The following is a 23,810-nucleotide window of genomic DNA, read 5'->3' as shown; positions in this document are numbered from 1 at the left end:
TCCTCCTCACCCGGCATCCAGCCTGAGGACGTCCCGGACCAGGGCGGCGATGCTCTCGGCCCCGGTCTTCTCCCGGATGCGGGCCCGGTGCACGTCGACGGTCTTGGCGCTGATTCCCAGCCGCCCGGCGATCACCTTGTTCGGCACGCCCTCGACGGAGAGCTCCAGAACTTCCCTCTCCCGTACGGTCAGGGCATCCAACTTCGCGCGGAGGTCCGCTTGTCGTGCCTCACGTGCGAAACGCTCGCGAGCCGTGCGCTGGGCGTTCTGGACGACGTCGAGCATGTGCTGGGGGTCGTACGGCTTCTCCAGGAAGTCGACGGCGCCCTTCTGCATCGCGCGCACGGACATCCGGATGTCGCCGTGCGCGGAGACGAACACGACCGGCAGCGACGACCCTGTCTCGTTCAGTACCTCCTGGACGCCGAAGCCGCTGAGCTCGGGCATACGGACGTCCAGGACCAGACAGGCCGGACGGCCGCGGTCGTACGAGCGCAGAAAGGTCCGGGCGTCCCGGAAGCGCTCCGAGGGGATGCCGACCGACTCCAGGAGCCAGGCGAGCGACTCGCTCAGCTCCTCGTCGTCATCCAGGATGTAGACGAGGCACATCTCAGTCGCCCCAGGATGCCTGCGCGGTCCAGTACTCGCTCCCGTCGGCGCTGATCCCGTGCTCCCAGTCGCTGATGCGGCGCAGGGTGGGTTCGACGCGGGCGGTCGCCTCGTCGGCACCGTCGGGACCGTCCTCGTCGACCGTCCAGTGAACCCAGTTGATCTCGCGGCCCGTGCGGTCGTGCACGAACAGGTCCACGTGGTGCCAGCCGTAGCGGTGGGTGTCGGCGTAGCAGGTCAACAGCATCGTGCGGTGGTTCATCGCTCCCCCATCAGCGGTGCGCTGAACAGTCGTTCGGTACGGAAGGCGGAGATACGGGCGCGGTCCGGGTCCAGCCGGAAGGTCACGTCGAGCCGGGCGACCATGACCTCCGTGTCGCCCGACTCGTAGCGCGAGAACTGCTGCATCGGCCAACTCCCTTGCGCAATCCGGCTCTTGGTGTCCACGGTTCCGGGAAGGAGCAGATGCACATTCGTACGGAAGTGGGGGTTGGGCGGCAGATACGCCGACAGCATCGCGACGATCGCCTCCCGGCCCTCAGTGCGTCCGAACCGCTCGGCGTACGCGCTGCCGCCGCCCTCCCAGACGGCGTCCTCGGTGAACAGCTCCCCCAGCTCGCCCGCCGCGCTCGCGGGGACATCGCACAGGGCGAGGTAGCGGGTGATGGTGTCCATGACCCCGGTCACGAGGCGGCCAGCTTCAGGCGCTCGGCCCGCCGCCCGGCCTGCCGCTCCGGGTCCGGGACCGGGGCGGCCAGCAACAGCCGCTTGGTGTAGTCGTGTTCGGGGCGCTCGGTGACCTGGGCGGCATCGCCCGTCTCCACGATGGCACCCCGGTACAGCACGGCCACCCGGTGGCTGATGTGCCGTACGACGGACAGGTCGTGGGTGACGAAGAGGTACGCCACGCCGGTCGCCTCCTGGATCTCGATGAACAGGTCCAGCACCCGGGCCTGGGTCGTCAGGTCGAGGGCGCTGACCGGTTCGTCGCAGACGATCAGCTTTGGGTCGCGGCACAGGGCGCGGGCGATGGCGATGCGCTGGCGCTGGCCTCCGGAGAACTCACGGGGCAGTCGGCGGGCGGCGTCCTGCGGGAGGTAGACGTGGTCCAGCAGCTTCTGTACCCGGCGTTCCGCGTCGGCGCGCGCGACGCCGGTCACGAGCAGTGGCTCGGTGAGGATGTCCATGACCGACATCGCCGGGTTCAGCGAGGTGTAGGGGTCCTGGAAGACGACCTGGATGTCCTTGCTGAGTGTCCGCCGTTCCCGTTTGCCGAGCCGTGACACGGGGCGTCCGTCGTAGCGGATCTCACCGCCGGTGACCGGGGCGAGGCCGAGGACCGCACGGCCCAGGGTGGTCTTGCCGGAGCCGGACTCGCCCACCAGGCCGAGCGTCTCGCCGGGCGCGACGGACAAGGAGACACCGTGCAGGACGCGGAAGGGCTCCTTGCCGCGGCCCTTGGCGGGGTACTCCACGACGACGTCGTCGAGTTCGAGGAGCGGCGAAGTCATGGCGTCACTTCCTTGAGGGGCTGGTCGGGGCGGTGCAGTTGACCGCGCGCGGGTCCGCCTTCGAGGGTCGAGTCGAGCAGCATCCGCGTGTAGTCGTGGCCCGGCGCCGCGAAGATCTGCCGGGCCGGCGCGGTCTCCACGATGCGGCCCTTCTGCATCACCGCGACCCGGTCGCAGATGTCGGCCACGACGCCGAAGTCGTGGGTGACGAGGATCATCCCCATCTCGCGCTCCTGCTGGAGCGAGCGCATCAGGTCGAGCACCTCGGCCTGGACCGTGACATCGAGCGCGGTGGTCGGCTCATCGGCGATCAGCAGCTTCGGGTCGCAGGAGACAGCGCCGGCGATCAGGACGCGCTGGGCCATGCCGCCGGAGATCTGGTGCGGGTACGACCTGAACACCCGTTCCGGGTCCGGGATGTTGACCCGGGCGAGGAGTTCCAGTGCCTTGGTGCGGGCTGCGGTCCGGGACAGCCCCAGGTGCCGCCGCATGGGCTCCACGAGCTGGGAGCCGATGCGGAAGCAGGGGTCCAGGTTGGACATGGGTTCCTGCGGGATGTAGCCGATGCCGCACCCGCGCAGGGCGTTGAGTGCGTTGAGGTCGAGCCTCAGCAACGCCTGTTCGTCGAAGACGAGTTGATCGGCCATCACTTCGGCCTCGTACGGCAGCAGTCCGAGGACGGAGAACGCGGTCTGGCTCTTGCCGGAGCCGGACTCGCCCACCAGGCCGAGCACTTCACCGCGTTCCACGGTGATGCTCACTCCGTCCACGACCGTCTTCTCGCCGTAGGCGACGCGCAGGCCCTCCACCGTCAGCAGACGGTCCGCGGTGGGAGCGGCTGCCGGTCGGGGCGCGGTCCGCGTGACGGGCACGGGGCGCTTGGTCACCCGGCGCTCGGTGGTGCCCAGCGCGTCCCGCACCGCGTTGCCCAGCATGCTGGACGCGAGGATGGTCAGGCCCATGGCCGTGCCGGGCCAGACCAGCAGCGAGGGCGCGGTGTAGACATTCGTGAAGGCGTCGTTGAGCATCGCACCCCAGCTGGCCTGGGACGCCTTGCCGAGGCCGAGGAAGGCGAGGCCGGCCTGGATGCCGATCGCCACGGCGAACACCTGCGTGGCCTGAATGATGGAGGGCGCGATCACCACGGGCAGGACGTGCCGCCGCATGATGCGCGCGTCGCCGAGTCCGGAGACCCGCGCGGCGTCGACGTACAGCTCCTCACGCACGGCGAGCACCGATGCGCGGATGAGGCGGAAGACCATCGGGGCCATGATCACGCCGAGGACGATCATGGCGACGTTGAGGTCCTGCGAGACCGCCACCATGACCACCAGCATCACGATGATGGCGGGCACGGCCATGATGATGTTGGAGATCCAGCCGGCCACCGCATCGAACCAGCCGCGGTAGAAACCGCTGACCAGGCCGAGCGGGCCGCCGACCGCGAAGGCGACGAGCACGGCGAGGGTGCCGCCCACCAGACTGGTGCGGCCGCCGTACAGCAGCCGGGACAGTACGTCCCGGCCGACGCCGTCGCCGCCGAGCGGGTGATGGCCCGACATGGGCGCGAGTGTGTCGGCGATGACACTGCGGTCGGGGGCGTGACTGGTGAGCAGGGGAGCCGCGAGGCTCGCCAGGATCACCAGGGCCAGCACGGCCAGGCACACGACGGCCAGCGGGTCGCGCAGCGCGCGGCGTAGCAGGCGGTCCCGTTCGGCCGCCGCGGGAGCCTCGGTCATGAGACACGCACCTTGGGGTTGAGCCAGCCGTACGCGATGTCCAGCACGAGGTTGACGGCGACGACGATGACGACGGTGACCACGACCGTGCCGAGCAGCACGGGGGCGTCACCACGGACGGCGGCTGAGTTGGCGAGGGTGCCGATGCCGGGCAGGCCGAACACCTTCTCCACGACGACGGCGCCGCCGATCAGGCCGATGAACTGCAGGGCGAGCACGGTCAGGGCGGGCGGCGCCGCGTTGCGCAGCGCGTGCCGGAACACGACGCTGCGGGTGCCGAGGCCGCGGCTGCGCAGGGTACGGACGAAGTCGGCGCGCAGGACGTCGATCAGGGCGCCGCGCACCTGCATCGCGGTGGCCGCGGTCGCGCCGACGGCCAAGGAGAGGGCGGGCAGGGCGATGGAGCGCAGCCAGCCGCCGGGCGAGGTGGCGAGGTCGACGTAGCCGGTGGCCGGCATCCAGCCCAGCTGGACGGCCAGGGTGACGGCGAGGACCAGGGCGATCAGGAAGCTGGGCACGGCGGTGCCGAGCACCGCGGCGATCTGTACGAGACGGTCGACCCAGCCGCCGCGCAGGGCGGCCGCGGTGCCCAGCACCACGCTGAGAACCGCCGCGACCAGCATTCCGGCCAGCACCACGGAGAGGGTGACCGGCAGGGTGTCGGTCAGGGACTGGTTCACCGAGTCGCCGGTGAACCAGGAACTGCCCAGGTTTCCCTGCGCTGCCTGTTCGGCCCAGTGCCAGTAGCGCTCCACCAGGGGCTGGTCCAGGCCGAGTTCGTGGCTCTTGACGGCCACCGCGGACCGCGAGGCCGTCTCACCCAGGACGTTGCGGGCGACATCGGTGCCGGTGAGGCTGAGCAGCAGGAATGTCGCGGTGGCCACGACGACCACCAGGACGGCGCCGGCGGCGATGCGCCGGAACAGGAAGACGAGCACGGTCGGTTCCTCCTTCCACGTGCGGGAACGGACCGACGGCTACTTCGCCGGCGCGTAGTTGTAGATCGGCGGGTACTGGGTGCCGGGCTGCGGCGTCACCTTGACGTCCTTCGCGGTCGCGTACGCGTTGGCGATGACGCTCCAGGGGGCGTTCCACGCCTGGTCGACGACGTAGGTGTTCAGCTCCTCGAAGAGCGCTTCACGCTGGGCCCCGGTGGCGTTCCCGATGCGGGTGATGAGGTCGTCGGCCTTCGGGTCGCCGTACTTGAAGGGGTTCCAGGTCGACTTCTTCGTCAGCTCCAGCTGGACCTTGTCCCAGGCGGTGGGCGCGCCCAGCTTGAAGTACGACATCGCGTACTTGCCCGAGAGCATGGCGCTGAAGATCTGGTCGGTGGGCAGGGTGTCCAGCTTGACCTTGATGCCGATGTCCTTGAGGGACTGATTGAGCGCGGCCTGCTCCTGCGGGAAGTTCGCCGAGAGGTCCGGGAGGGTCACGGAGAAGCCGTTCGGGTATCCGGCCTCCGCCAGCAGCTTCTTCGCCTTCGCCGGGTCGTACGCGTACGTGTCGTTCAGCTCGGCCTTGTAGCCGTCCTCGGTCTTGGCGAACAGCTGGGTGGTGGGCGTACCGAGGCCTGTCTTGGCCGACTTGATGATGGCGTCCTTGTCGAAGGCGTGGTTCAGCGCCTGCCGGACCTTCAGCTTGCCGAGGGCGGGCACCTTCTTGCCGGCGCGGTCCCAGATGTAGAGGCCCTCGATGTCGCCGGGCTGGTAGGTGACGACGTTCAGGCCCCGGCCCTTGACGGTCTTGACCCGGTTGAGGTTGAGGGTGGCGCCGTCGAGCTGGCCGGACAGCAGGGCGTTGGTGCGTGCCGTCGGGTCGGCGAGGAACTTGATGACGACCTTGTCGTAGGGGAAGGCCTTGGCGTTCCAGTAGTCGGCGTTGCGGACGTAGGTGTACGTCTGCCCGGCGGTGGTGGCGGCCGTGTCCAGTTTGTAGGGGCCCGAGCCGACGGGGGTCCTGGGGTTCTCCAGCGCCTTCGGGCTGACGATCATGCCGGAGACCTGACCGAGCGCGGGCAGCAGGGCCGCGGTGGGGTGGCTCAGCCTGATGGCGACGGTCTGCGCGTCGACGACATCGACTCCGGAGATGTCCTGGATCTCGCCGGCGGCGCTGGCCGTGCCGCTCTTGGTGTGCAGCAGACTCTGCTTGACCGCGTCGGCGTCGAGGGGGGTGCCGTCGGTGAACTTGACTCCCTGACGCAGCTTCAGCGTCAGTGTGGTCTGCGGCTTGTCGTACGACCATGAGGTGGCCAGGTTGGGGGTGGGCTCCCCCTTGGTGTTCAGCCGGATCAGGGTGTCGTACACCGGCTGGTAGTACTGGGACTCGGGCCCCATGCTCGCCTTGGCCAGATCCCACGGCGTGGCCGCGACCGACTCGGCGAGGGTCAGGGTCTTGTCGCCGCCGGCGGCCTGGTTGCCGCCGCCACAGGCCGCGACCGTCGCTGTCAGGATTCCGGCGCCGACGAACGCCACTGTCTTGCGCATGTTCTCTCCACTTGTCTCAGTCCTTCGGCTCCTGTGTGTCCCCCGGGTCGCCCCGCTGCCGGCCGTGCACTGCCGGTACTGCCTGTGTGTCGCGTAAGCCGGTCATGGCTACGCCTGCCGCGCAGCCCACTCCCCGCAGAGCCGCACGCTCTCCTCCGGCGTCGGCCGGGCGCCCCGGTCGACCTCAACGATCAGCCACCCGTCGAAGTCGTCGGGCAGCGCGCCGACGAAGCCTTCGATGTCGGCGTTTCCGTGCCCCGGCTCCGACCACAGACCCGCCAGGACCGTCTTGCGGTAGTCCCAGCCGGCGTCCCGGGCCTGCGCGGCGAGGCCCAGGTCCAGGTCCTTGATGTGCACGCTCGCCACCCGGTCCGCGTAGTCCCGTACGAGCTGTGCCGGATCCGCGCCCGCCCAGGCCAGGTGGCCCATGTCGGGTCCGAACCCGAGAACGGAGGCGTCGACGGTGTCGAGGATGAAGCGGGTCTCCGACTCGGTCTCGGCCCAGGTGCCCACGTGCGGGTGGAAGGCCGGGGTGATGCCTTCCGCACGGATGATCCCGGCGATCTCGGCCAGCAGGTCCCGTACGCGTTCCAGGCGTCCCTGCTCGGCCAGGTGGCCGACGGCGGGCCGGGCCACGCGCTCGGCGTCCTTGGCCATCCCCATGGCGAGGAAGACGGTGGGTACGCCGAGTGCCGCGTGCTGTGCGGCGACGCGGGCCGCGGTGTCGCGGAAGGTCTGTCGCTCGGTCGCGTCGTCGGTGAGGCGGACGGGGATGTAGCCGGGTGCCGGGCTGATGCCGTACTCGGCGAGCCGGGCGGCGTACTCCTTGGGGGTCATGTCCCCGGGGACGGCGCTGTGGAGGGCGGTGATGCCGGCGTCGCGGATGACCGAGAGCTGCCGGTCGAGCGGCGGGGCGAGCGTGGGGTCGATCCAGCCGTCGGCGCTCGCGACCCACTGCAGGGGGTTGATGGCGAGGCGGTCCTGCCTGATCTTCATGGTCTGTGGTCCTCTCAGTGCGCGGCGGAGGCGACGGGGCGGGGTGCGGGGCGCTCGCAGGCGCTCTCCAGGTCGACGAAACGTTTCTCTCGCTGGGAGATCTCGAAGCTCGCCAGCACCTCGAGCGTGTGGAAGGCGAACTCGGGATTCGCGCGGTGCGGCCTGCCGTCGAGTGCGCCGGCGAGGTCCCGTACGCCCAGTCCGCGGCGGTGCTGCTCGGGGGTGCCGACGGCGCCGAAGAGCTCGGTGACGGGGGTGAGCACCCGCCACTGGTCGTCGCCGTGCCGTTTGAGGCGTACGTCGCCGTCGAAGAAGTTGGGGTTCGGCAGGGCGAGGGTGCCCTCGGTGCCGTAGATCTCGATGCGCGGGAGCTCGGTGTCCCAGACGTCGAAACTCATCACGGTGGTGGCGATGGCGCCGGAGGCGAAGGTCAGAGTGGCGGAGGCGTGGGTGGGGACCTCGACGGTGACCTCGTCGACCACGCGCTCGGGGCTGGTGACCGTGCGGGTCGTCGCGCCGATGCGGGTGGCGGCGGACACCTGGGCGACCGGGCCGAGGCAGTTGACGAGCGCAGCGAGGTAGTAGGGGCCCATGTCCAGGACCGGGCCGCCGCCGGGGCCGTAGAAGGCGCGCGGGTCGGGGTGCCAGGTCTCGGCACGGCTGGAGCGCACGAAGGCGGTGGCGCCGACGACCTCGCCGATCCGGCCGGAGTCGAGCGCGTGCCGGGCGGTCTGCACGGCGCTGCCCAGGAAGGTGTCTGGGGCCGACCCCAGCAGCGCCGTGCTGCTCGCGGCGGCGTCGAGGACCTCGCGGGCCTCCTCCACCGTGGCCGCGAGCGGCTTCTCGACGTAGACGCTCTTGCCTGCCTCCAGCGCCGCGATGACGGTCTTCGCGTGGAACTGCGGCGGGGTGATGTTGACGACGATCTCGACCGTGTCGTCGTCGAGGAGTTCGTCGGCGTCGCTCCATGCCGGTATGCCGTACTCGGCCGCGGCCTGTCGGGCGCGGGCCGTGTCGACGTCGGCCACACGGACCACTTCGAGCTCCGGGAAGGTGCGCAGGCCCTCGACGTAGCGGCCGAAGATGTTGCCGGCGCCCAGGATCCCGATGCGGTGCCGTGTTCGTTGCGGGTCCATGAATCTCCTGTGTTCCTTGGTGAGTTGACGATGCGTCAGCCGACAATGAGAGGGCGCAGGGTCCGGTGGGCGATCTCCAGGCCGGTCTTGACCCGCTCCTCGGTGCCGCTCCAGACGGGGTCCTCGTGCTCGACGGAGAGGGTGCCGGTGAAGCCGTTCTCGTACAGGGCGTCGACGACGGCGTTCCAGTCGACCTGGCCGCGGCCGGGGACGCGGTAGCGCCACCAGCCGGTGTCCCAGGGGTCGTCGCGCTGGACGGCCTTGCCGAAGACGCCGTAGCGGTCGACGGCGCCGGGCAGGATCTCGAGGTCCTTGGCCTGGGCGTGCACGATGCGGTCGGCGTACGGCGCGATGGTCTTCACCGGGTCGACGCCGATCCACGTCAGATGGGACGGGTCCCAGTTGAGGTAGACGTCGAGGCCGAACATCCACTCCCACAGCTCGGGCGAGTAGGCGAGGTTGCCCGGGTAGCCGTCCGGGTGCCAGCCCTCCATCACACAGTTCTCGATGATGATCCGTACGCCGTTCTGCCCCGCGTACTCGACGAGTTCGGGGAAGACCTTCTCGGCCTCGTCGAGGTTGGCCGCCACCGGCCGGGTCCAGTCCCGGCCGATGAACGTGCCCACGTACGGGACGCCCAGGGCCGCCGCGGCGTCGACGACCGCCTTGAGATGCTGGTGGATCGCGGCCCGTCGCCGGGGATCGGGATGCAGGTTGTTCTCGTAGTAGGCGAGCGCGGAGATGCCGAGGCCGTGGCGCTCCAGCAGAACCCGTGTCTCGTCGGCCTCGCGTGCGCCGAAGCCGGTCACCGGGAGGTGGGCCGCCTCGAAGTCCCGGCCTCCGGTGCGCGGCCAGGCGGCGACCTCCAGGTCCTCGTATCCCGCCTCGCTCGCCCACGCGGCGATCTCGGCGAGGGAGAGTTCTGGCAGGCAGGCGGTGAGCATGCCGAGTTTCATGGGACGCCCTCCAGGGCTGCGGATGTCATGCGCTTCATGGGGCCCTCCAGGGCTGCGGATGTCATGTCATGTGCCGGCCTTCATGACCGCGCATGCGGGGCGACGTCGGTCCAGGTGAGTGAGGCGTCGGACCTCAGTACCGCTTCGACGACGTGGGCCGAGCGGACGCCGTCCACGCCGGTCGGCAGTCCCTCGGGTTTCTCGCCCCTGATCGCGGCGTAGGCGTCTGCGACGAAGGAGGTGAAGCAGTCCGCGTAGCCCTGGGCATGTCCGGCCGGCAGCCGGGACAGCCGTCGTTGCTCGGCGGACCCGTGGCCGGGGTCGCGGACGATCAGCCGTGCGCCGTCCTGGGCGCCCAGCCAGGCCGTCTCGGGGTTCTCCTGGTCGAAGACCGCACTGCCGTCCGCGCCGTCGAGCTCGAACCACAGCCGGTTCTTCCGGCCCGCCGACACCTGGGAGACCGTCAGCGTGCCCAGGACACCGTCGCCGGTACGCAGGAGCACGGCCGCGACGTCCTCGGTACGGACCTCGACTCGCGGCCCCCCGATGGCGGTCGTGAAACTCGTGCCGGTACCGGCGGGCCGGGTGAGGACCGTTGTACCGAGCCGCGCGGACAACTCGGTGAAGCGGACTCCGGCGACCCACTCGACCAGATCGCACCAGTGCGAACCGATGTCCGCGAACGCCCGGGAGGGACCTCCGTCGGCCGGGTCGACCCGCCAGGACATGGCGTCCTCGGACAGCATCCAGTCCTGCAGATAGCTGCCGTGGATCAGCTGCCAGGCCCCGAACTCTCCGCGCAACCGGCGGTCGCGTATCTCCCGTACGAGCGGGTGATAGCGGTAGACGAAGGGAACTGCGAGCAGCAGGTCCGCCTCCTCGGCCAGCCGTGTCAGGCGTTCCGCCTCGGCGGCCGACGTGGCGAGCGGCTTCTCGCAGATCACGTGCTTGCCTGCGGCGAGGGCCGCCTCCGCCTGCTCCACGTGCAGGGCGTTCGGTGTGCAGACGTGCACGACGCGGACGCTGTCGTCGGCGAGCACGGACTCGAAGTCCTGGTGGCGGGCGGGCGCCTGCCAGGCCTTTGCGACCCGGGCGCTGCGCTCGGGGGTCGAGGCGACCACACCTGCCAGTTCGCCGCCGGCGGCGCGGATCGCGGCGGCGTGCACGGCGCCGATCATCCCGGCCCCGATCACCACGGCCTGCATCGAACTGTTCATCGGCGCACCTCCGTCGTCCAGCGACCGACCGCGGCCGGACAGCCGCGTTGCGCATCACCTTCGTTTAGTTCGAGTGAAGAGCACAAGAGGAGCTATTTAATTTTTTTTCAGGCCTAAAAACGTAGATAGGCGCCGGATATGTCGGCTTTAGCCCATCCATCTCAGGGAAACCCACGTGTCATTGACGGCCACGAGGAGAAGCCATTATGTTCACCGGAATGCATAAAGATGACGGCTACACCGAAGAGGCGGTGGGGCCCGCGTCGGTGCCCCTGGCCCTGCGCCGGGTGCTGGGACTCGTGGTGTCCGGAGCGGCGACCAACCGGGCGGAGATCGCCCGGCGCAGCGGCCTGGCCCGCTCGACCGTGGGACAGCAGGTCGACCATCTCGTTGAGACAGGCATCCTGGAGGAGGTCGAGTCCAGACGGTCCGTCCGGGGCCGACCGCCACGCGTGCTGACGATCAGCGGGCAGGCCGGGACCGTCGCCGCCGTTGACGTCGACACGGCGGAGTCACAGGTCGTCATCGCCGACCTGACCCGGCGGGTCATCGCGCGGGAGACCGTGGGCGTCCGGATCGACGCCGGCCCCCGGACGGTACTGGACGCGGTGACCGAGCGGCTTCAGAGCCTGCTGGAGACGAACCGCTGTGATCCCGGCCGTGTGCGTGAGATCGTCGTCGGCCTGCCCGGACCGGTGGACTTCCAGCAGGGGTGCGCGGTCCAGCCGACCGGCATGCCCGGCTGGGACGGCTACCCGGTGGCCGAACACCTTCAGGAACGCTTCCACGCTCCTGTCGTGGTGGACAACGACGTCAACCTGATGGCCCTGGGCGAGGCCGTCCAGGCCCGGATGGAGACCCCGCTTCTGTGCATCAAGATCGCGACCGGCATCGGCGCGGGCCTCATCACCGCGAGCGGCGACGTGTACCGCGGCGCTGACGGAGCGGCCGGCGACATCGGGCACATCAGGGCCGTCGGCGGCGGCAACGTCCTGTGCGCCTGCGGCAACGTCGGCTGCGTCGGCGCGCTGGCCTCGCACCGTGCGGTTCTGCGTGGCCTCGGCATTCCCGAGTCCACCGAGGACGATCCGCTGTACGGCACCCACGAACTCGCCCGGCGCATCGCCGCAGGCGATCCGACCGCACTCCACGCCGTACGCCAGGCGGCCACCGAGATCGGCGAGGTGATGGCCATGCTGGTCCACATGTTCAACCCCCGTACCGTGGTGCTGGCGGGCCCGCTCAGCCAGCTCCGCGACGACCTCGTGTCCGCGGTACGCGCCGCCGTGTACCAGCGCGCCCTGCCGCTGGCCACCCGCAAACTGACCATCACCGCGACCCAGCTCAAGGGCGATTCCGGACTGCACGGCGGTATCGCCCTCGGTACGCGGGACGTGTTCAGTCCGGCAGGGCTCGCACGGCTGCTGGCCGACGAGCCGGTACCGGACCACTAGGACCGGGAACCAGTGCTTGGTCCGGAGCAGGCGGCCAGGTACCCCACAGAGCCACACGCCGACGGTCCGTGGCGGTTTCCGTACATGCCATGGAGCGGACTCCGGACTCCTCATGACGGATGCGCCGACTGCGTGGAGGCCGGCTCAGGCCCGTGGTGCGATCTCTTCGAGGTCGTCGATGGTGCCGGACATGATGGCCCGGATGTGTTCGGTGAGGTGCTCTGCGGGCCAGTCCCACCAGGCGAGGGCGAGCAGGCGGGCGATCTCGTCGTCGTTGTAGCGGGTGCGGATGAGTTTGGCCGGGTTGCCGCCGACGATGCCGTAGTCGGGGACGTCGTCCACGACTACGGCGCCGGAGGCGATGATCGCGCCATGCCCGATGCGTACTCCGGGCATGACCATGGTGTTGTGGCCGAACCAGACATCGTTGCCGACGACGGTGTCGCCCCTGCCCGGCAGGCCGGCGAGCAGGTCGAAGTGCTCGGCCCAGGAGCCGCCCATGATGGGGAAGGGGAAGGTGGAGGGGCCGTCCATGCGGTGGTTGGCGCCGTTCATGATGAACCGCACCCCGGTGCCCAGCGCGCAGAACTTCCCGATGACCAGTTTCTCCGGCCCGTAGTGGTAGAGCACATTGCGGGTCTCGAACGCGGTCGGATCCTCCGGGTCGTCGTAGTAGGAGTACTCCCCGACCTCGATCAGCGGCGAGGCCACCAGCGGCTTCAGCAGGACTACGCGCGGCTGGTCCGGGAACGGGTGGAGCACCGTCGGGTCTGCGGGAAGGTGGTTCATGGCAGTCGCTTTCGGTTCGGCAATAGCCGGTGAAGGCCTCCATTCTGCGCATGTGACATACCAGGCTGACGGTGACTGAGTCAGTGCCGTTCCTCGAGGACGGCCAGGTCGCGCTCGGCGAACATGCGGTGCCACCACTCTTCGTTGAGGACGATCAGCAGGCACTCGCGGACGGGGAAGGTGTCACCCTCGTCCGGCCAACCGGGGCCCACGAGCGGCTCGGTCCAGCTGTCGAGCTGCGCGTCGGTCAGGCCGTCGACCACCCGCCGCATCATCGCCATCGCCTCCAGCCGCAAGGCCAGCGCCTCGTCGAGAGATGGGCGCGCGTCACGGTCGTGTGGCACGCCCGGCCGGGGATCCATTTGGTCCCACGGCAGGGACAACGGGTGCCACGGGCTGGGGTCGCTCAGGACGCAGCGGCCGACCCACGACTCGGTCGCGAACGCGAGATGGCGCAGGGTCTGGATGAACGACCACTCGCCGCCGACCGACTCGTGCAGCCTCTCCGGGGCCAGTCGGCGCGCCCGCGCCACGGTCGCCTCCCACAGCCGCTCGTTGATGTCCCAGCCCTCCCGGAACCCCCCGGAGGTGGTCGGCCGGAACTTGGGGCGGTCGGGGTGTCGGCGGTCCAGCTCCGCCTCCACCAACGGCGCGACGTCGACCCCGTTGATGACCAGGTTCTGGATCTCGCCGTCGATGGTGGTGTCGACCATCTCGACGCCACGCATCACGACACGATGGAGCTCACATGCCCGGAACGTCGCCCCGTTCAGGTTCACCGTGGTGAACCGTGCCCCCGTCATGTCCGCGCGCTCGAACTCCTCGCCGTGGAAGTCGGCGAACTCTCTGCCATTCATGGCGGCCAGAGTAGGGCCAGAGGCGCCCTTCGACAGTGCCGCCATCCACTGGTCGCTGCCGAAGCAGCTTCACCGTGGCGTTCCGTACCCGTGGATCCCCGGGATGACGAGCTTTCCGCCCGTCTGTCCGGCCTGGTCGATGTCGGCGTCGTTCAGGCTGAGTTGGAGCTTGAGGCCGAGTTTCCCGATCGTGTCGTAGAGCCACTCCGGCACGGTGTCGGGGGTGAGGTGCAGGCGGAGTACGGGCGGTGTGGGAATGTCCTCGACGCCGGCGAGGGTGCCCGTCAGGCTTTCGACGTACATGGTGAGGTTGTCGCCTCGCAGCACGGACGTGATGGGCCTGCACCGCAATGTCACCGAGGTGAGCGAGTACGGGGAGGCACTGGACTACAACCGTTCCTAAAGACTGAGTGGGAGTGAGTCCTGGTGCCAGACTCTTGCTCAGCCGGGTGCCCCGAACGGTGTTGGGCACCCTGGTCCCCCGCTTTCGCTCCACCACCGGGCGGCGCGCATCCAGTGCGCGGTCCGGACAGGTGGGGGCGGGGTTCCTCACGCCTTCGGGTCTCCGGTCGGGCCTGGACGGTCCGATGCCCCGCAGCATCGCTCTGGTGTTGCGGGGGCGGTGCCGTCCGTCCCCTGATCGGATGCCCGAGGGCGCGTCGCCCGATCGCGATGCTCGCCGCATCGTGCCGGGAAATCTTGCGAGTCGGGGTGGTCAGCGGCTTCTGCCAGTGCTGGGCACCCCACCGAGAGGTGTACGCCGGGTCCACCGCCACGACGGCCACGTCCTGCTCGGCAGCCATCGACACCAGCCGGGCCTTGAGTTTCGCGGTGGGGAAGCGGGAGAGCAGGCGGCGGAAGCGCTTGTTGCGGCCGTGCCTCTCCCGGCCCTTCTCCGCCGCGAAGTCAAGGTCCTCGATGGCGATCGCGACGGCCCCGCAACGGCGGGTGTAATGGAGCAGCCGACTCAGCGCGTGCCGAATCTGCGCATCACGATGATCGGCACTGCCGCTCAGGTCGTAGAAGAAGCGCTGCGGCTCACCGACCGGGTTGCCGTGCACATCCAGGCGCCAGGCGGCCAGGTGGTCGTTGTTCATGTCCACCCCCACCACACCCCGGGCCAACGCCGCCTGAAGTGGGAGCACCGGGGCGGCGGCACGCTGCCAGGACGCGGTGATGTACCAGCGACTGCGTGCGGTGTCGTGGTGGATGCGGTAGGCCACCGCCCGGTTCGCGGTGATCCGATCCCGCCACTCCTGCCCGCGATGCCGGAAGCATACGGTCGCATCCAGCACGTACCGGCCATGCGGGGCGTTGGCCAGGTGAGCCAGCGAGGAGGGCAGTTTGAGGGAGAGCTGTCCGGTGTCGGTGACGCGGATGGTCTCGTTGCCGAACCGTTTGCCGGACTCCCCGTCGGCAGCCAGGAACATCCGCGCCGCCTGCCAGCGTGCCCGCCACACCTGTTCGCTCAGCCCGGCCGCCTCCAGGTGGTGACGGGCGTGGGCGAGGCGCTTGCCGCCGCGCACCACGCGTACCCGGCCCGCCGCCCAGTCCGCCTCCACCTCCGCCAGCCGCGCCTTCAGGGCGTGCAGGCGGCGGGACTTGGCATGCCACTCGGCACGCGAGCCGTACCCGCGCGCCAGCCCTGCCCGCTTGTCCGCCTTGGCGCCCAGCGGGCGGGCCAGCCGCGCCTCGATGGCGGCGATCTGCCCGCGCAGCCAGTCCAGATGGGCGGCCATCCCGCGCCTCGCCAGCGCCCACTGGTCGTGGGTGGCCTTGGTGATGCTGCCCGCCCAGCGCGCCGACGACTTCCCCGTCAAGCCTTGCTTGCGCACTGCCCATGCGGTCGTGTCGTGCGCCACACCCTGCCGGGACCGGTCCGCTAGATCACCCGCGGCCAGCGAACCCAGGAACGTCCCGACCTCGGCCAGCACCGCCGCATCGGACTCGCTCACCCGCAGCCGGTCCCGGATGGCCACCCCGGCGGGGCCGGGCACCACGAACGGTGCCGCCGGCTCCCGCAGCCCGCCCACCCGTTCACCCCCGCCCGGTCGAAGATCCGTCACGGCAGTCAACGAGCACCCTCCACAAAGGTCACCCATTCGATCCAAGAACCCCAGTTCCCCTCCCGAAGAACGGACACCGAAAACGCACCCCACGGCAAGGAAGACCATCCCCGCGCAGGCGCCCGGCGGCAGCCAGCCACATCCGGCCCCGGCACTCACCACTCACATTCGCCCAAAAGCCACTCCCGCTCAGTACACCGGCAGCAGTTCCCAACCCTCTACGTCCTGCCGGGCTCACACGCCCAGGAGTACGCCCAACGCCGCTTCCCCCACAAACCCGTCAAGGAAGTCACCGGTGGCTGGCACCCCCCGGCGAAACGCCCCGCAGACTCCTGACCCGACTCCCGACTCCCAACACCCGAAAACCGATCAGTTTCCATTTTGTCGGAATCGAGTTAACCTCGCAGGATGACCATCGAAGTGAAGCCAAGCTCCCGAGAGCGGCTGCTGGACGCGGCGGCCACGCTCACCTACCGAGACGGTGTCGGTATCGGCGTCGAGGCGCTGTGCAAGGCGGCGGGGGTGTCGAAGCGCTCGATGTACCAGCTGTTCGAGAGCAAGGACGAACTGCTGGCGGCGAGCCTGGAACAGCGCGCCGCCACCTTCGCGGCGGGGCTTCTGCCCGCGGCGGACGACGGCCGTTCACCCCGCGAGCGGATCATGCACGTCTTCGAGCGGGTGGAACTGCAGGCGGATGCGCCCGAGTTCCGAGGCTGCCGGTACCTGGCCGTGCAGATCGAACTGAAGGACCAGAGTCACCCTGCGAGCCGGGTGGCCCATCAGATCAAGGCGAACCTGACCGCCTTTTTCCGCGCCGAGGCCGAACAGGGCGGGGCGGGCGATCCCGACCTGCTGGCCCGGCAGCTGATCCTGGTCTTCGACGGTGCAAGCGCCCGGGCGGGGATCGGCGCCGACAACCTGACAGGGCTCGTCGCACCCACGGTGACCACCCTGCTCGACGCAGCAGGCATGGGCTGACGCATCACCCACCCCCATCAGCTGCCTGCCCGAACTTGCGCGAGAAAACCGATCGGTTTACGGTGAGGGGAAACCGATCGTTTTCTCAGTGAGTCCGGGAGTGCATGATGACGACAAATCGGCCGGTGGCCCTGGTGACGGGTGCGTCATCCGGCATCGGGAAGCAAACCGCGCTCGCGCTGGTCGCAGCGGGCTTCGACGTGGTCGGAACAAGCCGCGACACCTCGCGCGTCACCCCGCTCGAAGGCGTGATGTTTCTCGACCTCGACGTGGCCGGTGACAAGTCGGTCACCACCGTGGTGCAGCAGGTGACCGAGCGGTTCGGGCGGATCGACGTGCTGGTCAACAACGCCGGCGTCGGCTCGATGGGGGCGGCCGAGGAAACCTCCATCGCACAGGACCAGAGCGTCTTCGACACCAACGTCTTCGGAGTCATGCGCATGGTGAAGGAGGTTCTGCCGCACATGCGCGCTCAGGGACGCGGGCGCGTCATCAACATCTCGTCCGTACTCGGGTTCCTGCCCCAGCCCTACATGGCCGCCTACGCCGCCTCCAAGCATGCGGTCGAGGGCTACACCGAGTCCCTGGATCACGAGGTCCGTGAGCACGGCGTCCGGGCGCTCATCGTCGAACCCGCCTACACCAGGACCGGATTCGAGGCCAACAGCCCGCGGCCCGACACGCCCCTGCAGGTCTACGCGAAGCTGCGGCAGACCGTCGACCGCGTGATGACGGAGGCGATCAGGGACGGCGACGCCCCCGCCGTCGTCGCCAAGGCGATCGTCGCGGCAGCGACCGACGCCAAACCGAAGCTGCGCTACACCGCCGGCCCCATGGCCGGACGCGCCCGCATACTGCGCCGCGTCGCTCCCGCCCGGACCTTCGACAAGCAGATCCGCAAGCTCAACCAGCTGGCCGACTGACTGGCCGGCTGACGCAAAGCCTCACGCTCACACGGAGCGGCCACGAGCTCAACGGCTTCGCCTTCATCGCTCACCCCGACTGCGCCTGCCCTTCGGCCACCACCGGCTCGCGCCCATCGCCGGTTACGCGCCGGCCCTGCTTCGCGGGAGCCGTCACGGGGAGAGTCCGGCCTGGGAGCAGGCGGGCCGGAGCTTCCGGGTGCAGATCTGCTCAATGGTGTACACGCCGTCCTTGACGAGTGTCTCCTCGATGTTGCCGACCGTCACCGCGCTCGGAGTCAGCAGCACGGACGGAATGTCCTTGCTGGTGGGGCTGTCGATCGTCGTCGTGGCGACGTCGCGGACGTCTTCGCCGCGCCCCAGGGCGACGGCCATGGCGGCGGCCGCGGCGGCTTGCGCCCTGAACGGCTTGTACACCGTCATGTACTGCTCGCCCTTGATGATGCGCCGCACAGCATCGAGTTCGGCGTCCTGGCCGGTGACAGGAGGAAGCTCCCTGACCCCGGCGTTCTTGAGGGCCGAGATGACGCCCGCGGCCATGGCGTCGTTGGCGGCCAGGACGCCGTCGATCCGGTCCGGGCCCAGGGCGGCGATGGCGGCGGACATGTTGGCGTGGGCGTTGTCCGTGCTCCAGCCGCGGGTCTCGTACGACCTGCCGATCTTCACCTTGCCTTCCAGGACGGACAGCGCACCCCTGCGGTACCAGGCCGCGTTGGGGCTGGCCGGATCTCCGTTCATCATGACGACGTTCCGGCCGGTCGCCTTCTCGTCCATGGCCTTCAGGAGCGCCTCGCCCTGGAGCCTGCCGACTCGCGCGCCGTCGAAGCTGACATAGCCCGAGATCGGGCCCTGGGCGAGCCGGTCATAGGCGATGACGGGAACATCCGCCCTGCGCGCCTCCTGGATCGAGGAGCGGAGCGCCTTGTTGTCGACGGCGTCGAGGATCAGGACCCTGACCCCCTCGGTGATCATGGAGCTCATCTGTTCCCGCTGCCTCGACGCGTCGTTCTCGGCGTTGGCGTACTCCATGGTGCAGCGGGGACACAGCTGCTTCAGCCGCTTCTCGGTCAGCGGCTTGTCGGAATGCTCCCAGCGGGGCACCGCCCGGCTCGGGAGCAGCAGGCCGACGGTGAAGCTGTCCGTGCCCGTCTGGTCGTCCTGCGAACACGCCGTCAGGGACAGCGTCATGAGTCCTGCGACGAGCGCCGCGACGACGTGCCACGCACGGGGCCAGGTCCGGTTCCGGTTCCGGGTTCGGGTCCGGTTCCGGGTCAGGGTTCTCATGGCAGGCCCCCTCGTTCCGTTCGGGGTCCCGAGCCCGCGGGAGCCGGCTCGCGCTGCGGCACAAGGATCTCGCTCCACACCTGCTTGCCGCCGGCCACCGGCACGGAGCCGAACGACTCCGACATCGCTTCGACCAGCAGCAGGCCTCGGCCGCCGGTCGACTCCCAGTCCACGATGACCGGCTTGGCGGGCGCACGCGGGGAGGCGTCGCTCACGCAGACGCGCACCCGGTCTCCGCGGAGTATCAGGTCGAGGCGTACCGGGCCCTGGGTGTGCACCAGGGCGTTGGTGACCAGTTCGGACACGACCAGCAGCAGTCCGTCGGCTGCTTCCTCCATCCCGTCGGCTGCCTCCTCGGTCTTCCACCGACGCAGTGTGCGCGCGGTGAAACGGCGGGCGTGCATGACGGCGTCGGGCAGCCGCCACACCACCCAGCCGGCCCGGACCGGCCGGACCTGCATGCCGTCGTAGCGCAACAGCAGCAGCGCCACGTCGTCCTCGCGACGGCCGGCGTCGCCGAGCAGTTCGTCGGCCATCCGCCCGAGGTCCGCCGGGCCGGCCGCGGCGAGCGCGGTGCGTGTCCGGTCCATCCCCTCGTCCAGGGGCAGGTCGGCGGCCTCGACCAGACCGTCGGTGACCAGCGCGAGCACCGTGCCGGGGGCCAGTTCCACCGCGGTCATGGGGAACTCCGCCTCGGCGAGAATGCCCAGCGGGAGCCCTCCCTCGACCTGCACCTCCTCGGTGGTTCCGTCGGGATGGCGTACCAGCGGGGACAGGTGCCCGGCCCGGACGAACAGCGTGTTGCCCTGCTCCATGTCCAGTTCGACATAGCAGCAGGTGGCGAACAGATCGGTCTCCATGCCGACGAGGAGCCGGTTGGCGTGGGAGACGACCACGTCGGGCGGGTGGCCCTCCACCGCGTATGCCCGGACCGCGGTGCGCATCTGGCCCATGATCGTCGCGGCTCCGGCACTGTGTCCCTGTACGTCACCGATGACCAGCGCCACCCGATCCTCGGAGATGACGATGACGTCGTACCAGTCACCGCCCACCTGGAGTCCGCGCCGGGCGGGCAGATAGCGGGCGACGGCCGTCCCCCCGGGCAGTTCGGGCAGGCGCCGGGGCAGCAGGCTGCGCTGAAGCATCGTCGCGAGCTCCTGCTCGGCGTCATACGCGTGTGCACGTTCGAGGGCCTGCCCGACCAGCACGGCGGTCGCGGTCAGCACGGACCGCTCCTCGGGGACGAACTCGTGCGGCTGATCCCAGCCGACCAGGCACAGGCCGACGACGCCGCCCCTGGCGGGGAGCGGCATGACGGCCAGGCCTCCGGCACCGATGCCTGCGAGCCCCGGTTCGAGGGGCGTGCCGGCTGGCCACAGATCCATACGCCCGTCCCGCAGAGCCAGCTGAAGGGTGGGCAGGGCGCCGACCGGAGCGTCGGGCCACTCCGAACGCCACTCGGAACGCCATGCATCCGGCCAGGCGGCGGGCTGCGGCGGGTCGAGCACGATGACCACCAGCCGGTCCTCGCGCAACTCGGCGAGCGCCACCCGGTCGGCGGCCAGCGGCTCACGCAGCGCGGTGACCACCACACGGCCGACGTCATGGACGGTCACGGCGTCGTCGAGTGCGGCGGTCAGCCACTGGATCCGGGACACGTCGTCGGCGCTTCGGCGCTGGACCGGGGTCGCCGTCACCACGCCCAGGACCTGCTCCGGCTCGTCGTGGGTGCCCGCCAGCACTCGGCAGCTCAGGCTCAGCCAGCGCATTTCACCCGTGGGGCAGCGGACACGGAACTCCAGCTCCCGCCGGGCGAACTCCACAGTGGACGGCTCCAGGAGTGACATCAGCGCGTGCATGTCCTCCGGGAGGGCGTTCACGAGCAGGGTGTCCGCCTTGCCGTCGAAGTCGTCCGGTGTGATGCCGACCAGTTCGAGCAGCGTCTCGTCCGCGTCGATCACGCCGGTGTCCGGCACCAGGACGAACGAGCCGACACGCAGACCGTGCAGGGCGGGACTCAGCAGCGACGGCGGTGTGGGCCGGTCGGTCCCGGCACCCAGCAGGCTGGCGACCGCGTCGGCGTACCGCTCCAGGAAGCGCCGTTGCTCGGCCTCGAAACCGTCCGCGGAGGACCCCAGGACGACCAGGCAGCCCAGCCGTCTGCCCTCCGTCCTGAGGGGCAGTGCACCCAGTGACGTCTCCGCTCGTGGCGGCGTCGGCGCGCCCTCCGGGTAGAAGGCGAGTCCTTCGGGAATCAGCCACAGAGGCTGGTCGGTGCGGAAGGCGTGCGCGGCAGGTGAGTCGCCGGACAGGGGCAGACGCTCCGGCAGGCTGTACCGGGAAGCGGCGTATCCGGCCGTCTCCACCAGCCGAAGCTCTTCCTTCCCGACAACACTGGGCACATAGACAGCTGCCAGCGCCGCTCCGGCGAACGTCAGGGCCCGGTCACCCGGGGCGGCCTCCCGCGCCGGAGGTGCCGGAGGTGGTGAGCCGGTGTCCGCGGCCCCGGCCTCCGATGCCCGCAGCTGCGAGACGCCGGCCCGGGCACGGCCGTCATGAGGCATGTCCGCAACTTCCTCCTGCCCCGTGCCCCAGGTGCCGACAGGCTGAGTTCGGGGCACTCAGCTACTAGAGTCTCATACACGGATGAAGCAGACAGATCAGCATATTTCTACTGCCGGTTGGGTGCGCTATGCGCTGCGTTCGCAGATCACCGCGGCCGGTGCCACACTTACGACATAGTCGCCTTGCCGCTTTTCACCCGGTACGTTCCAGGCCCGCCCGGCCGGGGCGGACGACGCCCCTCGCCTACGGCCAGGGCCACAGCCGAGCGTGAGAGCAAGGACCGGTGTACGTCCTTGACGCCGAGTCGGCCGGGGAGGTCTCTCACATGAAGGCCTGGGTACGGGGGGCGGTCATCGCTGTGACCGCGGCTTCCACGGTCGCCGCTTTCGCGGCCTGCGGTCAGGGTGCCGGGAACGACTCCGGCGGAGGCAGCGGGCCGAAGATCGGTGTGCTCCTGCCGGACGCCACCACGGCTCGCTGGGAGACCCAGGACAGGCCCCTGCTCGAGAGAAAGATCAAGGAGCTGTGCGACGACTGCACGGTCGAGAACGCCAACGCCAAGGGCGATGTGGCCCTCCAGCAGGCACAGATGAACTCGATGATCACCGAGGGAGTCGATGCCGTCGTACTCGTGGCCGTGGACGCCAGATCGCTGCGCCCCGCGGTCAGGAAGGTGGCTGAAGCAGACATCCCCGTCATCGCCTACGACCGTCTCGCCCAGGGCCCGATCTCGGGATATGTCTCCTTCGACGGCGAGGAGGTCGGCAGGCTCCAGGGCAGGGCGCTGCTGAAGGCCATGGGCGACACGGTGTCCGGCGGGCGGATCGTCATGATGAACGGCGATCCCAGCGACCCCAACGCCATGTCGTTCAAGAAGGGCGCACTGTCCGTACTCGACGGGAAGGTCGAGATCACCAAGGCGTACGACACCCGCGACTGGAGCACGGAGATCGCGCACATGAACATGTCCGGCGCCATCTCCGCCCTCGGCGTCGGCAACATCCAAGGTGTCTACGCCGCCAACGACGGTCTCGCCGCCGGCAGCGTCTCCGCTCTCAAGGCCAACAAGGTCAACCCGCTGCCCCCCGTCACCGGGCAGGACGCCGAACTCGGAGCCTTGCGGCGCATTGTCGCCGGCGAGCAGTACATGACCGTCTACAAGCCCTTCGGGCCCGAGGCTTCCGCCGGTGCCGCACTGGCCGTGGCCGCGGCCCGCGGTGAAAGCCTCGACCGGATCGCCAAGGACAAGGTGAGGACCAGCAGTGGGAACACGGTTCCGGCCGTCCTGCTCACCCCTGTGTCCGTGACCGTCGACACCATCAAGGACACCGTGGTGAAGGACGGCGTACACACGATCCAGCAGATCTGCACCCCTCAACTCGACGCCGCCTGCACCAAGGCCGGACTCACCTGACACGCCGGTTCCGGGGGGGGGAGGACCGGTCACGGGAAGGAGATGGTCTCCGTGCCGACTCGCCCCCGCCCCTTGCTGACGCTGCGCGGCGTGTGCAAGCGCTTCGGTGTCGTCGAGGTCCTCACCGACATCGAGCTGGAGATACGCGCGGGCCAGGTCGTCGCGCTGCTGGGTGACAACGGCGCCGGCAAGTCCACCCTGGTGAAGGTGATCTCCGGAGTCACCCCTGCGGACAAGGGCGTCATCGAGTGGGAGGGCCGGCCGGTCCAGATCAGGCGCCCTCACGATGCCCGGGACCTCGGCATCGCCACCGTGTACCAGGACCTCGCGCTGTGCGGGAACCTCGACGTCGTCGGCAATCTCTTCCTCGGCCGGGAGATACGCAGGTTCGGGTTCCTCGACGAGGTCGAGATGGAGCGTCGTACGAGACATCTGCTGGACCGTCTGACCAGGGGTATCCCCGATCTGCGCGCCCCCGTCGTGTCACTGTCCAGCGGCCAGCGGCAGACGGTCGCCATCGCCCGCTCGCTCCTCGGCGACCCGCGGGTCCTCCTCCTGGACGAACCGACCGCGGCGCTGGGATTCGAGCAGACCAGTGAGGTCCTGGACCTCGTCGACCGGCTGCGTGACCGGGGCCTCGGAGTACTGCTCATCAGCCACAACATGGGCGACATCAAGGCTCTCGCGGACCGGGCCGCCGTGCTGCGGCTCGGTCGCAACAACGGCTTCTTCGACGTCAACACCGCGTCTCAGGAACAGATCATCTCCTCCGTCACCGGCGCCACGGAGAACGTGCCCCGTCGGGTGGCCCACCGGGAGGCAGGGTGGTGAAA

22 protein-coding genes are annotated in these 23,810 nt (G+C 69.7%); 5 read left to right on the top strand and 17 right to left on the bottom strand.

The window, feature by feature from the left end; all coding sequences use genetic code 11:
* Positions 1-6: 6 nt before the first annotated feature.
* The 11 genes from G5C60_RS17710 to G5C60_RS17660 all read right to left on the bottom strand — a co-directional run bounded on the left by G5C60_RS17710 (position 7) and on the right by G5C60_RS17660 (position 10,647).
* On the bottom strand, positions 7-609 hold the full coding sequence (locus tag G5C60_RS17710; protein WP_165260297.1) for a response regulator transcription factor: 603 nt from the start codon (positions 607-609) through the stop codon (positions 7-9).
* Position 610: 1 nt separating this feature from the next.
* A complete protein-coding gene (locus tag G5C60_RS17705) occupies positions 611-871 on the bottom strand; it encodes a hypothetical protein (protein WP_165260295.1) in 261 nt (86 codons plus the stop codon).
* Positions 868-1,284 (bottom strand): nuclear transport factor 2 family protein, encoded by a 417-nt coding sequence (locus G5C60_RS17700; protein ID WP_165260293.1) that lies wholly within the window; start codon positions 1,282-1,284, stop codon positions 868-870. Before G5C60_RS17700 ends, G5C60_RS17705 begins: the two co-directional genes overlap by 4 nt.
* A gap of 8 nt (positions 1,285-1,292) precedes the next feature.
* Positions 1,293-2,120 (bottom strand): ATP-binding cassette domain-containing protein, encoded by an 828-nt coding sequence (locus G5C60_RS17695; RefSeq protein WP_165260291.1) that lies wholly within the window; start codon positions 2,118-2,120, stop codon positions 1,293-1,295.
* Complete coding sequence (locus G5C60_RS17690) at positions 2,117-3,859, bottom strand: dipeptide/oligopeptide/nickel ABC transporter permease/ATP-binding protein (RefSeq protein WP_165260289.1); 1,743 nt, start codon at positions 3,857-3,859, stop codon at positions 2,117-2,119. Before G5C60_RS17690 ends, G5C60_RS17695 begins: the two co-directional genes overlap by 4 nt.
* Positions 3,856-4,797: an ABC transporter permease subunit gene (locus tag G5C60_RS17685; RefSeq protein WP_165260287.1), complete on the bottom strand. Its 942-nt coding sequence runs from the start codon at positions 4,795-4,797 to the stop codon at positions 3,856-3,858. Before G5C60_RS17685 ends, G5C60_RS17690 begins: the two co-directional genes overlap by 4 nt.
* Before the next feature lie 39 nt (positions 4,798-4,836).
* Positions 4,837-6,342, bottom strand: coding sequence for an ABC transporter substrate-binding protein (locus G5C60_RS17680; protein ID WP_165260285.1), 1,506 nt, complete (start codon positions 6,340-6,342; stop codon positions 4,837-4,839).
* 108 nt (positions 6,343-6,450) lie between these two features.
* Positions 6,451-7,338 (bottom strand): sugar phosphate isomerase/epimerase family protein, encoded by an 888-nt coding sequence (locus tag G5C60_RS17675; RefSeq protein ID WP_165260283.1) that lies wholly within the window; start codon positions 7,336-7,338, stop codon positions 6,451-6,453.
* A gap of 14 nt (positions 7,339-7,352) precedes the next feature.
* Positions 7,353-8,474, bottom strand: coding sequence for a Gfo/Idh/MocA family protein (locus G5C60_RS17670; RefSeq protein ID WP_165260281.1), 1,122 nt, complete (start codon positions 8,472-8,474; stop codon positions 7,353-7,355).
* 35 nt (positions 8,475-8,509) lie between these two features.
* Positions 8,510-9,430 carry a sugar phosphate isomerase/epimerase family protein gene (locus G5C60_RS17665; RefSeq protein WP_165260279.1) on the bottom strand — a complete coding sequence of 307 codons (921 nt, stop codon included), beginning with the start codon at positions 9,428-9,430 and terminating at the stop codon, positions 8,510-8,512.
* Between the two features lie 80 nt (positions 9,431-9,510).
* On the bottom strand, positions 9,511-10,647 hold the full coding sequence (locus G5C60_RS17660; RefSeq protein WP_165260277.1) for a Gfo/Idh/MocA family protein: 1,137 nt from the start codon (positions 10,645-10,647) through the stop codon (positions 9,511-9,513).
* Between the two features lie 218 nt (positions 10,648-10,865).
* Here G5C60_RS17660 and G5C60_RS17655 point away from each other — a divergent pair, with 218 nt between their 5' ends.
* A complete protein-coding gene (locus tag G5C60_RS17655; protein ID WP_165260275.1) occupies positions 10,866-12,101 on the top strand; it encodes an ROK family transcriptional regulator in 1,236 nt (411 codons plus the stop codon).
* Between the two features lie 144 nt (positions 12,102-12,245).
* Here G5C60_RS17655 and G5C60_RS17650 read toward each other — a convergent pair whose 3' ends face one another.
* The 4 genes from G5C60_RS17650 to G5C60_RS17635 all read right to left on the bottom strand — a co-directional run bounded on the left by G5C60_RS17650 (position 12,246) and on the right by G5C60_RS17635 (position 15,822).
* Positions 12,246-12,890: a CatB-related O-acetyltransferase gene (locus tag G5C60_RS17650; RefSeq protein WP_165260273.1), complete on the bottom strand. Its 645-nt coding sequence runs from the start codon at positions 12,888-12,890 to the stop codon at positions 12,246-12,248.
* An 80-nt stretch (positions 12,891-12,970) separates the two neighbouring features.
* Positions 12,971-13,747 (bottom strand): DinB family protein, encoded by a 777-nt coding sequence (locus G5C60_RS17645; protein WP_165260271.1) that lies wholly within the window; start codon positions 13,745-13,747, stop codon positions 12,971-12,973.
* A 69-nt stretch (positions 13,748-13,816) separates the two neighbouring features.
* A complete protein-coding gene (locus G5C60_RS17640; protein WP_165260233.1) occupies positions 13,817-14,074 on the bottom strand; it encodes a hypothetical protein in 258 nt (85 codons plus the stop codon).
* A gap of 26 nt (positions 14,075-14,100) precedes the next feature.
* Positions 14,101-15,822: a transposase gene (locus G5C60_RS17635; protein ID WP_338145849.1), complete on the bottom strand. Its 1,722-nt coding sequence runs from the start codon at positions 15,820-15,822 to the stop codon at positions 14,101-14,103.
* 399 nt (positions 15,823-16,221) lie between these two features.
* Here G5C60_RS17635 and G5C60_RS17625 point away from each other — a divergent pair, with 399 nt between their 5' ends.
* Together G5C60_RS17625 and G5C60_RS17620 are read left to right on the top strand one after the other, a co-directional pair.
* Positions 16,222-16,791 carry a TetR/AcrR family transcriptional regulator gene (locus G5C60_RS17625; RefSeq protein ID WP_165260269.1) on the top strand — a complete coding sequence of 190 codons (570 nt, stop codon included), beginning with the start codon at positions 16,222-16,224 and terminating at the stop codon, positions 16,789-16,791.
* A gap of 107 nt (positions 16,792-16,898) precedes the next feature.
* The gene (locus G5C60_RS17620) at positions 16,899-17,714 is read left to right on the top strand and encodes an oxidoreductase (RefSeq protein WP_165260317.1); all 816 of its coding nucleotides are present in this window, start codon (positions 16,899-16,901) and stop codon (positions 17,712-17,714) included.
* Between the two features lie 153 nt (positions 17,715-17,867).
* Here G5C60_RS17620 and G5C60_RS17615 read toward each other — a convergent pair whose 3' ends face one another.
* Positions 17,868-18,902: a sugar ABC transporter substrate-binding protein gene (locus G5C60_RS17615; protein ID WP_241266883.1), complete on the bottom strand. Its 1,035-nt coding sequence runs from the start codon at positions 18,900-18,902 to the stop codon at positions 17,868-17,870.
* A gap of 92 nt (positions 18,903-18,994) precedes the next feature.
* Positions 18,995-21,562, bottom strand: a complete 2,568-nt coding sequence (locus G5C60_RS17610; RefSeq protein ID WP_165260265.1) for a SpoIIE family protein phosphatase — start codon at positions 21,560-21,562, stop codon at positions 18,995-18,997.
* Between the two features lie 326 nt (positions 21,563-21,888).
* Between G5C60_RS17610 and G5C60_RS17605 the strand changes: the two genes are divergently transcribed.
* Together G5C60_RS17605 and G5C60_RS17600 are read left to right on the top strand one after the other, a co-directional pair.
* Positions 21,889-22,977 (top strand): substrate-binding domain-containing protein, encoded by a 1,089-nt coding sequence (locus tag G5C60_RS17605; RefSeq protein WP_165260263.1) that lies wholly within the window; start codon positions 21,889-21,891, stop codon positions 22,975-22,977.
* Between the two features lie 42 nt (positions 22,978-23,019).
* Positions 23,020-23,808 carry an ATP-binding cassette domain-containing protein gene (locus G5C60_RS17600; protein ID WP_165260261.1) on the top strand — a complete coding sequence of 263 codons (789 nt, stop codon included), beginning with the start codon at positions 23,020-23,022 and terminating at the stop codon, positions 23,806-23,808.
* Positions 23,809-23,810 lie beyond the last annotated feature (2 nt).

It is taken from the genome of Streptomyces scabichelini (genome assembly GCF_011045015.1).
Classification (GTDB): domain Bacteria; phylum Actinomycetota; class Actinomycetes; order Streptomycetales; family Streptomycetaceae; genus Streptomyces; species Streptomyces scabichelini.
The sequence above is the reverse complement of the archived record's forward strand: the minus strand, read 5'-3'. Positions and strand labels throughout refer to the sequence as shown.